Consider the following 11,774-nt stretch of genomic DNA (forward strand, 5'->3'; position numbering starts at 1 on the left):
CATCGTTACATTCTTTACACGGTCTTGTTTTCAGCCTTGTTTGTCGCCCCGTCAGGATTGCAACACATCCTTGGGTAAAGACGCGATTCATCGCGTCTCTACAAATGGTCTATTTGTCGCATGATTTTTTCAAATTGGTATTACAATTATAAAAACCTAATTTGTTCCAAAAACTAGGTTTCTAATATTCATTAAAATCGCTCTGACGGATTACTAAAAGACGGGTGTTGTTGTCATATTCACTAGAGGCTGTTCACGTGTATGTCGTCCTGTAACTACCATTTTGACCCCATTAGCAGGTGCAAGTGCAAAGCCTCGACGTTGAGGATGCTCTGGCCGCTTACCAGCTAGTGTAAGTTGATAGCCTGATAGGACTTTTGCTAATACTAGCTTCATTTCAAACACAGCCAAAGCTTCACCCATACAGCGACGGACTCCACCACCAAAGGGCAAGAATTCATAGGCAGAAAATTCGCGTTCTAGAAAACGTTCTGGTTTAAATTGCTGAGGTTGGGGATATAAATCCTCACGCTGATGAGTCAGGTAAATACTGGGAAGCAGTAACGTTCCAGAAGCTAAAGGATGTCCTAATAGTTCACAGGGTTCTTGGACTAGCCTGGGGAACGCGAACATCGTAATAGGGTGAATTCGCAAAGTTTCATTACAAACAGCCGTGAGATAAGGCAGTCGGAAAATGCTCATAGGATCTGGAGAATCACCGAGGGAATCAAGTTCTTGAACCAATTTCTCTCGGACTTTCGGTAAATGATGAATCCAATACAATCCCCAAGCCATTGCTGTTGCCACTGTTTCATGTCCTGCTACCATCAGTGTCATCAAATCATCGCGCAACTCTTGATCTGTCATCGGATTACCCGCTTCATCCCGCGCTAACATCAGCAAGGATAGGACATCGATGCGATCTGGATTAGGTTCCTCGCGGCGTTGGGCAATTTCAGCGTAAAGCAATTCATAAATTTGTTGCCGTTGACGCAGAAACCATCCCCAAGGACTCCAAGCTCCTAAATCTTGTTGCAAGAAGGGGAAAAAGAGGAAGCTAGAAGTAAGGGGTGAGCTAAAGAGATCCAGAATCAACACCATTAAGCGTTTGATTTCGTCGTAACGTTCTCCCTGATGCAAGCCAAAGACAGCTTGTAAAATGATTTGTAGAGAAATCTCCTGCATTGCAGTACGAGCTAAGAACGGCTGATTTAGTGGTAATTGACTAAAGACTTGTTCGGTGAGATTAGAAATCAAAGAACCGTAGGCTCGCATCCTGTCGCCATGAAAGGAAGGCATTGTGAGTTGTCGCCGTTGTTTATGGCGTTCACCGTCCAGCATCAGGAGTGAATATTCTCCGGCTAAGGGTTCAAATATTTTATTCCCTCTACCAACGAATAGAAACTTCTTCCTATCGTTAGTGAAAATTTCCTTGATTGCTTGAGGATGGTTTACAAAAACCACAGTCTCCCCAAAACCAATTACCTCAGCAGTAAAAATGTCGGGATATTGCTGATCTGCATTTTCCATAAAACTAACAGGGTCTGCAACCCACTGAATTTTCTGGAGCAAAGGGGGAGTTTTGAGTGGATTAGGTAGTCGCATTTGATTTTTCATCCTAAAAAAATTGCGTTAATTTTGTATCGTTTATTCGGGAGCAATATTGATTCACTTTGAAGCAGTAAAATTTCAGATGCCCCCAACTAATCTTTTCAAAAAAGTCGCTGGGAGCATCGGGGAAAGTTTTCGCCTAAATAGTATATTTTTTACTTAGGATGGTAGTAAAACTTTCATGTTGCTTTGAGTTTTATCTAGCTCTAAAGTTTCTACTAACTCCAGCCTTTCTATAGTTTGATAGCGATCGGAATTAAAGTACCAATCGAGATTGCCGCGTATCCAGGCATACATTCCTGATATATACTTTGCAAGTTCAGCATCTACTTCTTCTCCAAAAGAAGGCAGAGATGCTGCTAATTCGATTAGTTCTCGTACTTCTTGATCGTGGATGTCGATTGCGCGTTTAATCGCTATTTCTAGAGGTAATTGCTGTTGATAATGCAATACTAATACTAGGTTGTGAACATCACCACTTGCCATTTCTCTAGAATAGGAGAAGATATCATTACACCAGGCAAGAATATTAATTGTCTTCTCCTTAAGTTTTTTGAAGATGTGGTGCTGTCGTAAAATATCAGGAATCAGCAATTGATCGCAAAATTCAATAAGTACTACGGTAAGATCCCCCGCAGAACTTAAGTTTCGTATGCTGAGATAAGTATCAATATCCGGTATAATTTCCTGGGCGCGGTTACTTGCTTCTTGTACACAACCGGCGAAGTATTCTTCAAAGCTAAAAACAAAGTGATGGAACCATTCTATGCTACTTATTTGGAGCATACGTTGTCGTAAGTCACTTAAAGCATAGCTAAGTTGTATATCGTTACTTGTAAGTTCTGCTCCATTTAATACTTCAATAAATCTGTGGTGAAATAGTTTGAGTGCTTCAGGTTGTAGACCTAAATCTGACATATCGCATTGGTCATCCCAAATAAACAGCCAACTGAACAAGTCACTGGCAATCTTTATTTTTTCCAGATCGCAGTAAGGATAAGCACCTGCTACTAGCTTGAAAAAATTTGATTTGGTGAAACGTCGATAAACTGATTCATTTGCCAGTAGTTCAAAACGAGTTACCCATTCAAGAGCATAGGCTTCTAAAACATCAACATGATTATTGATATGGGATGAAAATGGACAATATAAATCGGAGGAAAGTAGTTCCTTCATAGAAATTATTAGTTAGAAGTAATGAACATGAATACAGGAAAATAAAATCAATAGACTAGCAGAGAGCCTATGATTTTTTTGAAACCTTATTTAAACACCATTTTTTTCAGCGCATAAATCATATTTACGTCACTGTTAATGGTGTATAAATCTATGCAACTATTTCAAGACTTAACCAGTATTGTTAAATAATTTTAAAAAAAACATAACCGTAATTATCTGGAATAATATTTTTTTTATAAAACTTTTGTAAATAAAACTAACATCTAGGAGTACTCATGGTAATTACTGTTGACTAAATAAAAAAACTAACTTAGAGCATGAATAATATTGTTCTAAAGTGCTAACTTTATAAAAAAACAAGAGTAATAATGACTAATTTCAGAGCGATCGCCTTTATAAAAGAAGATATTTATCTCTAATAAAAATAAATATTGGTGGTTAATATTCCTCATCTAGCGATCGCTCCAGCTAAAAGCTGTAAGCAATTTAGCCAGAAAATGTTGCTGTTATCAGAGTTTTTGGGAACTATAGAATTATCAGACGATAAATAAAGTCAGTTAGTCCATCAATAAAATAGAGGTGACTTAGCTGCGATCGCAGGGACAATAGTGAATAATTAAGAATGAGTTAAATTAATCTAAATATATGAACGAAAAGCCAGATATGGGAATACTTTCTGAACCAGAAGATAATTTAATCTTAGTGGTGGATGATACTAATACAAATTTAGAAATCGTCTTTAATATATTAACTAATGTAGGATTTAATGTAATCACAGAAAATAATGGAGAAAAAGCAATTAAACTGGTTGAATCTAGACTACCTGATTTAATTTTATTAGATGTAATGATGCCGGGAATAGATGGATTTGAAACCTGCAAAAAGCTGAAAAATAACTCAGATACTTGTGATATTCCCATAATTTTTATGACAGCTAATTCTGATACTGATAGTAAAGTAAAGGGTCTAAATATAGGTGCAGTTGATTACATCACTAAACCCTTTCATGAAGAAGAACTATTAGCTAGAATTAAAACCCATTTGCAGTTACGAAATCTCACAAAAACTTTAGAGAAACGAGTTGCAGAAAGGACAGCAGCTTTGTCTAGGGCATTAAAAGACCTACAAGAGTCTCAACTCCAGCTTGTACAGACAGAAAAAATGTCTGCCCTTGGTCAATTAGTAGCAGGAGTTGCTCATGAAATTAATAATCCAGTTGGTTTCATTCATGGGAATCTTGGACACGCTTCAGTATATTTCCGAGACATAATTAACCTTATCGATCTCTATCAGCATCACTATCCTAATCCAGTGCTAGAAATTCAAGAGGAAATTGCAGCGATAGATTTGAAATATATGCTTGCCGATCTACCTAACTTAATTTCCTCAATGAAAGAGGGTGTTCAGCGCATTCGTGACATTAGTACCAGTCTCAGAATTTTTTCTCGAGCCGATAGCGATCGCAAAGTTTATTGCAACATTCATGATGGCATAGACAGTACAATCATGATTCTCAAACACCGCTTAAAAGCATCCGAAAATCGTCCTGATATTCAAGTAATTAAGGATTACGATAATCTACCAGAATTAGAATGTTTTATCGGACAACTAAATCAGGTATTTATGAATTTATTAGCTAACGCTATTGATGCTTTAGAGGAGTCTAATCTAGGACGCACCTATATTGAAATTGAAGCCAACCCCAATCAAATTTTAATTAAAACTACTCTTTCTGAAGATAAAAATCATATCTTGATTCGGATTAAAGATAATGGTGTAGGAATGTCGGCTGATGTTCAGCAAAAAATCTTTGACTATTTATTCACCACCAAGCTTGTTGGTCAAGGTACAGGATTAGGATTATCAATTGCCCATCAAATTGTTGTTGAAAAGCATGGAGGAACTCTGGAGGTAAATTCAGCAACAGGACAAGGTTCAGAGTTTATTATTAAGCTTCCATTTAAGAATCATCGCAAATCACATTTATCAATATAAGAAATAAATCTATGTTCAAGGCAGTAGTCGGTCACAGTAACGATCCAGATTCTCTATCAGCAGTTGAAGAAATTCTTCAGCAATGTACTAGCTATCTTGCAGGAGATATACCCAAAGCTGGGATTCTTTTTGCTGCAATTGACTTTGAACATTCTCTGATTTTGCAGCAAATTTCTCAGGTTTTTCCGGGGATTGAGTTGATTGGTGGAACAACAGATGGAGAAATCTCTTCAGTCTTAGAGTTTCAGCAGGACTCAATCACTTTGATGTTGTTTTGCTCAGACGAAGTTGAAATTCATGCAGGAGTTGGACGCAAAGTTTCAGACGATCCAATTACTGCAACTAAACAAGCTGTGGAGCAAGCCAAAGCAAAAAGTACTGCACCTCCAAAGCTGTGCTTAACTCATCCAGAAAGCCTCACAACTAGTGGTGTCTCTATATTGAATGGCTTAAAGCTAGCTCTTGGTCAATATGTGCCAATATTCGGTGGTTTGGCAGGGGATCAATCAAGATATAAAAATACATATCAATTTTTTCAAACAGAAGTATTAAGTGATTCTGTACCAATTCTACTTTTTTCCGGCACAATATTGTTTTCTCATGGTGTTACAAGTGGTTGGCATCCCATTGGTCAAAGAAGTAAAGTGACTAAAGTAGATAATAATATTCTCTATGAAATAGATGGTAAGCCAGCTTTAGATTTTTATCATCATTATCTCGGTTTGCTTCCTCCTTCAATGGAATATCCACTAGCAGTATTTGATCGGAATGGAGATAATTTTTATATCAGGGCACCTATTGCTTACAATCAGGAATCTGGTAGTATAACTTTTTTTGGAGATATTCCTGAGCAAGCAATTATTCAAATTTCTGAAGCAGCTTATGAAGATATTTTGGCAGCTTCCAAAGCATCATTCATCAATGCATTAGATAATTATCCTGGTACAGAGCCAAGTGCTGTTTTATTTTTTTCATGTGTAGCTCGTCGGCAAATCCTTGGTACTAGGGCGCAAGAAGAGTACCAGAATACGAAACTTTGTCTAACTGACTATTTACCTGCTTGTGGATTTTATTCTTATGGAGAAATTGCTCCTATAGATGGAATTAGCCAGACGCAATTTCACAATGAAACTTTTGTAACTTTAATTTTAGGAAGTCGTTAAAAGCTGATGGAATTATTAGATTATCAACAACAAATCAAGGAACTAAAAAAAGAAAATAGAATTATCCAAAAGAAACTGGAGCGCTCTGAATCAGACCGGATTCAACTCGAAGAAACAAATAAAAAAAAAGAATCTTTACTCAAGAAAGTAATTGATGAATTAAAAGAATATCAAAATAAGTTAGAAGAAAGAAGCAATGAGTTAGAACTGATACTTCTTAATCTTCAGATAATGGAGAACAAGATGTCTACTTTGGGAAGTATGGTCGCAGATGTAGCTCATGAAATTAACAACCCAGTTGGGTTTATTGCAGGTAATCTGACTCCGGCTAAAGAGTATATTGAGAATTTATTATATCTCATCGATCTCTATCAGCAGACCTATCCTAAAGCATCTCCGCAAATTCAAGAAACAATCCAACTCATTGACTTAGAATATGTACGCGAGGATCTACCTAAACTTATTTCTTCAATGAAAGAAGGCACAGATCGTATTTCTAATATTAGCAACAGTCTGCGAGTTTTCTCTAGAGCAGATACAGAACAAAAAGTTTTGTTTAATCTTCATGAAGGTATTAATAGCACTCTGATTATTCTCAAGCATCGTTTACAAGCTAATAAGATTCGTCCGGCTATTCAAGTAATTCAAAATTACGAAGAATTTCCCCTGGTAGAATGCTTTCCAGGACAGCTAAATCAGGTATTTATGAATCTATTGGCAAATGCAATTGATGCTTTAGAAGAATCTAATTATGGACGGAGTTTTAATGATGTTAAGGTAAATCCCAATCAAATTACAATTCATACTGCCCTGACTGAAGATAAGAATCATGTCTCGATTCGGATTCAAGATAATGGAGTTGGAATATCGGCTGATATTCAGCAAAAAATGTTTGATCATTTATTCACAACTAAACCTGTAGGAAAAGGAACAGGATTAGGATTATCAATTGCTTATCAAATAATTGTCCAAAAACATAAAGGAACTCTAGAAGTAAGTTCTGTATTAGAAAAAGGTTCTGAGTTTATAATTACTATTCCCATTTATTAATATATTAAATATAGGGATTTCTAACTATTTTTATAGAAAATATTCAATATAGTAGCAATCTATAGTAAAGAAATTATTCGTAGTTCATAGTTACTAATTAATTATAATTTCAAAACGACAAAGTTTTTTGATGTAAAACAAGACACTTTTATCCTGATTGTCAACAAGCAGATTTAGGTGCGGGTTGATAATAGAATACGCTTAGTATTAATTATATTTCGCCCCCGAAGATTCTCCCAACCCAGTCACTCATGGAAGAAATGCCCCAATATGATGTTAGCTAACCTTTTGAAGGCTTGCTCTAATTCCCTTCTTTGTAAGGAGGGTTAGATATGATAATGAAGACGTAAATTAATGATGAACTATAGCAACGATAAGATTTAAAATTTGTCATGGATATTATTCATGAGAAACAAAAGCAAATATCAAACTCTCAGAATAAAAAGATTAAGCAGTTACTTTATAGACATTTTGGGGAACTCTATAACTGTAGTTCCAAGATTGTGTCCTTAAAATTTATGAGCAATGCACTTAACGATTCAATAGGTACGCTTAATATTTCTTTAGAACGCGATATATTTTTACGTACACTAATCAGAGAATTATCTGGTACTTTGCACGATGTAGTTGGTTTAGAAGAAGCTTCGGGATTTATTAGCGTCGTTGGTGAAAGGATGGGGAGGCAGATTAACCAAGATTATAAATCTGCCCTGGAAATCTCTAACCTTTCTCGTAAGCAGGTAGCTGATGTCTTAGTTGATTTAAAAAAACGAATCCAGGGTGATTTTTATGTAATTGAGCAGAATGATGAAAAAATCGTCTTTGGGAACCGTATTTGCCCATTTGGTGACAAAGTACTTAATCGCCCTGCCATGTGCATGATGACTTCAAACGTTTTTGGAACGATCGCAGCGAATAATCTGGGATATGCGAAAGTAGAATTGCAAGAAACTATAGCACAGGGCGATCCTGGATGTAAAGTTATTGTTTACTTAAAACTTACAGAAGAGGCAGAAGATGCAGAAGGTCGAGAGTACTTTCGGGGACTAGAATCTGTCTAAGTCCATCAGCATTAAACAAAATAACTCCAGGATATAAGCTTAGTGCAGATATGTAAAGTAGAGTCAAACCGTGAAAATTGAAGCCCCATGACTCCTGAACAATTTATTGAATTTGCCAGAGTTTTACCAGAACCTTTACTTCTAGTAAGTGGAGAGGGTCTGTTGTTAGCTACGAATCAACCAGTAGCAGATATTCTGGGCTTACGCCGTCAGGAACTGTGGGGAAAAATGCTCTTTGAACTTGTAACTGAATCTGATAACGATATTCTAAAGTATTTGCAAGCTTGTTCAATTAGCAGAGCAATGGTGATTGGCTCTTTGACTTTACGACTGAATGATGGCCAAACCTTAATATGTCGTAGTCAAGGAGCAGTTATTCAACCTTGGTCTCCTGAATCTTCAGCTTTAATTCTCTTACGCTTGGAAAATAGAGTTGTAGCCAGCAGTAATTTCGTTCTGCTCAACGAAAAAATTGATGAGTTAGCAAAAGAAGTGCAAAGACGCAAACAAGCAGAGGAAGCGCTCAAGAAAGCTAATCAAGAGCTAGAAATTCGGGTTGAGGAACGTACAACTGCTTTACAAGAAACACTAAACGAACTACAAGTTACTCAAACTCAGCTTATCCAAGCGGAGAAAATGTCTAGTTTAGGTCAGATGGTCGCTGGTATCGCCCATGAAATTAATAACCCTGTGAGTTTTATTTACGGGAACCTTCACCACGCCCATAAGTACACTGAGGATTTACTTAAATTGGTGCAAATTTATCAACAAATTTGTCCAGATACTCCGCCAGAAATCCAACAGCAAGTAGAAGAAATAGATTTAGATTTTCTGATTCCAGATATAACTAAACTCTTCCAGTCAATGAAAGTGGGAGCAGAACGCATTCAGGAAATTGTTAAATCACTACGTAACTTTTCCAGACTGGATGAAGCAGAATTTAAGCAAGTTAATATTCATGAAGGAATTGATAGTACTTTAATGATTTTAGAGCATCGCTTGCAAGCTAGGCATGAGTACCCAGAAATCAAAGTCATCAAAAAATACAGTCAACTGCCGAATGTAACTTGCTATCCTGGTCAACTCAATCAAGTGTTTATGAATATTATTGCTAATGCAATTGATGCTCTGGAAGCGTCGGTCAATAATCTAAATCCACAAACTACTGACAATCAAAAACTCGCAGAGAATAATCCTCAAATTCAAATAAAAACTGAGTTAATTGATGAAAAATGGATAGAGGTTACTATTGCCGATAATGGTTTAGGGATAAATGAACAAGTTCGCTCAAAGCTATTCGATCCCTTTTTCACCACTAAAACCGTCGGTAAAGGCACTGGACTAGGGCTATATATAAGCTATCAGATTATAGTTGAAAAACATAACGGGCAACTTAGCTGTTTTTCTGTTCCCGGAAAAGGTGCAGAATTTGTAATTAAGATACCTATAGCAATCCTAAATAAGTCGTGAAAATCTCTAGTTCCTCTCTCTGCGTTCTCTGCGCCTCTGCGGTTAATTTATTTTTACAAATGATTTATACCAATTCTGTATGAAGATGCGCTAAACCATATTTAAGTACAAGAAATAAGAAAGAAAAACGAACCGCAAAGTACGCATTCGCGTAGCGTCTCGTCAGAGAAGGACACAAAGAAAGAAAGAAAGAAAGAAAGAAAGAAGTTAAAAGGGTTTGGCGCAGCCTCATAAAGAAATGGTATTAGAACTGCTATATTAACTCAGTCTCATAATAAAATTTCAGCTAAAAGATATGACAAACGCCTGTCTGCTAATTAGCAAACAGGCGTTTTTTGAGTACAAAGTTTGATTGAGACTCGGTTAAATCTTAGCAGTAGAATCAACTGAGGGTTGAGACTGACTAACCGAATCTAATTTTGGCAAAAGCAGCAGATTTTGTGCTTTTACATTACTGTTGATTGTTGCTTGCAAAAATGGGGTATGGGAGATGGAATTGTTCGCCAATGTAAACAGTGGATTTGACAAAATCCCTGCTACAGTAGTGGCAATTAATGTTACCACCAACCCGACCTGCAAAGGTCTTAGCCCAGGCAAATCCCAACGCACTTGGGGATAATTCTTCACTGCGTCGGACATTTCATGGGGTTCTTTGACTACCATCATCTTAACTACGCGAATGTAGTAGTAGATGGAGACGACGCTGGTAACTAAGCCCAGCAAAACTAACCAATAAAGTCCTGCTTGCCAACCAGCCCAGAATAAGTAAATCTTGCCGAAAAACCCAGCCAATGGTGGAATACCACCCAAGGAAAGCAGGGAAATACTCAACCCCAATGTCAGGAGTGGGTCTTTTTGATATAAACCAGAGTATTCGGCAATCTGGTCGGTTCCTGTGCGTAGTGAGAACAGGATGATGCAGGTAAAGGCGCACAGGTTCATGAACAGGTAAACCAGTAGGTAAAATATCATACTGGCATATCCTGCCTGTGTACTAGCAATCAAGCCAATCATCACAAACCCAGCTTGGGCAATGGATGAATAAGCTAGCATCCGTTTCATGCTGGTTTGGGCTAGGGCGACTACGTTACCCAAAATCATGCTGAGAACAGCTAGAGCAGTGAAGACAAATCTCCACTCGTCAGCAACAAGGGGAAAGGCTGTTGTCAGCAAGCGGATGGCTAGGGCAAACCCAGCTGCTTTGGAACCGACTGATAAAAAGGCGATGACTGGGGTGGGAGCGCCTTCGTAAACGTCTGGTGTCCACTGGTGGAAGGGTGCAGCAGAGATTTTGAAGCCAATACCAGCGATCGCAAAAACTAGAGCAATCACTAAACCTAAAGATTGTCCCACTTTTGCCGTGGCAATACCATTAGCGATCGCACTTAGTTCAGTTTGTCCTCCAGATAGTCCATACAGCAGTGATACACCGTACAAAAATATTGCTGTACTGGAAGCTCCAATTAACAAGTATTTCAGCGCCGCTTCGTTGGAGCGGGGGTCACGCTTGGTATAACCTGTCAACAAATAAGAGGAAATACTCAGGGTTTCTAGGGAGATGAAAATCATCACCAATTCACTAGCCCCGGATAAAAACATCCCTCCCAAAGTAGCACTCAGCAAAATAGCGATGAATTCGGCTAAAGCGGTTCCGCTCTGCTCAACGTAGCGAATTGACATCAGTATAGTGGCGATCGCAGACAAGGCAATAATACCGCGAAAGACGATACTGAGGTCATCACTGTTAAAGCTACCGGTAAAACCGATGGGATTAGGAGCGTCCCATTGAAAATATAGGGCGATAATCGAAGCAAATAAACCTGCGATCGCTAGATATCCAATCCAGCGTGCGGATGTACGCCCCAAAATCAAATCAACTATCAAAACCCCCAAGAGGGTGAGAATAACAATCCCCTCTGGCAAAATCGTTCCAGCGTTTAGCTGGGATGCAATATTAGCAAAATCCATGAGATGTATAGGTTTTGGCGATTAGACATTAAGGCTAACTCTGTTCACTCTAGCAAGTTTTCTAATCCCCGGACTAGCTCTTTTAACAAGAGCTTAACAGCTTGGGTGCAGATGGCGATTGCCTACGGCACGCTACGCGAACGCACTAACTTAACTGGCTTACCAGCAGCTTTCTCAGTATCTAGGAATTCACTTAACAGCTTTTCTACTTCGTTTCTCAGGCGTGACCTCTAGCGAATATCATAGATAATTATGCCGCAACTAGTAGTCTGTCAAT

The 11,774-nt window shown here is 38.0% G+C and carries 9 protein-coding genes; 6 read left to right on the forward strand and 3 right to left on the reverse strand.

Annotation, left to right across the window (positions count from 1 at the left end; genetic code table 11):
* Positions 1-213 precede the first annotated feature (213 nt).
* Positions 214-1,605, reverse strand: a complete 1,392-nt coding sequence (locus HWQ37_RS07465) for a cytochrome P450 (protein WP_292745427.1) — start codon at positions 1,603-1,605, stop codon at positions 214-216.
* A 165-nt stretch (positions 1,606-1,770) separates the two neighbouring features.
* The gene (locus tag HWQ37_RS07470) at positions 1,771-2,787 is read right to left on the reverse strand and encodes a terpene synthase family protein (RefSeq protein ID WP_292745429.1); all 1,017 of its coding nucleotides are present in this window, start codon (positions 2,785-2,787) and stop codon (positions 1,771-1,773) included.
* A gap of 648 nt (positions 2,788-3,435) precedes the next feature.
* Between HWQ37_RS07470 and HWQ37_RS07475 the strand changes: the two genes are divergently transcribed.
* From HWQ37_RS07475 to HWQ37_RS07495, 5 genes are all read left to right on the forward strand, one after another.
* Entirely contained in the window at positions 3,436-4,785 is a 1,350-nt protein-coding gene (locus HWQ37_RS07475) for a hybrid sensor histidine kinase/response regulator (protein ID WP_292745431.1), read from the forward strand.
* Positions 4,786-4,796: 11 nt separating this feature from the next.
* Positions 4,797-5,948 carry an FIST signal transduction protein gene (locus HWQ37_RS07480; RefSeq protein WP_292745433.1) on the forward strand — a complete coding sequence of 384 codons (1,152 nt, stop codon included), beginning with the start codon at positions 4,797-4,799 and terminating at the stop codon, positions 5,946-5,948.
* Between the two features lie 6 nt (positions 5,949-5,954).
* Entirely contained in the window at positions 5,955-6,998 is a 1,044-nt protein-coding gene (locus HWQ37_RS07485; protein WP_292745435.1) for a sensor histidine kinase, read from the forward strand.
* Positions 6,999-7,516: 518 nt separating this feature from the next.
* Complete coding sequence (locus HWQ37_RS07490; RefSeq protein WP_292745437.1) at positions 7,517-8,059, forward strand: methanogen output domain 1-containing protein; 543 nt, start codon at positions 7,517-7,519, stop codon at positions 8,057-8,059.
* Positions 8,060-8,146: 87 nt separating this feature from the next.
* Positions 8,147-9,529: an ATP-binding protein gene (locus HWQ37_RS07495; RefSeq protein ID WP_292745439.1), complete on the forward strand. Its 1,383-nt coding sequence runs from the start codon at positions 8,147-8,149 to the stop codon at positions 9,527-9,529.
* 363 nt (positions 9,530-9,892) lie between these two features.
* Here HWQ37_RS07495 and HWQ37_RS07500 read toward each other — a convergent pair whose 3' ends face one another.
* Entirely contained in the window at positions 9,893-11,497 is a 1,605-nt protein-coding gene (locus HWQ37_RS07500) for an NAD(P)H-quinone oxidoreductase subunit N (protein ID WP_292745441.1), read from the reverse strand.
* Between the two features lie 3 nt (positions 11,498-11,500).
* Between HWQ37_RS07500 and HWQ37_RS07505 the strand changes: the two genes are divergently transcribed.
* Entirely contained in the window at positions 11,501-11,731 is a 231-nt protein-coding gene (locus HWQ37_RS07505) for a hypothetical protein (protein ID WP_292745443.1), read from the forward strand.
* Positions 11,732-11,774: the final 43 nt, after the last annotated feature.

The organism is Nostoc sp. NMS4 (assembly GCF_017115095.1).
In the GTDB taxonomy this organism is placed as follows: Bacteria; Cyanobacteriota; Cyanobacteriia; order Cyanobacteriales; family Nostocaceae; genus Nostoc.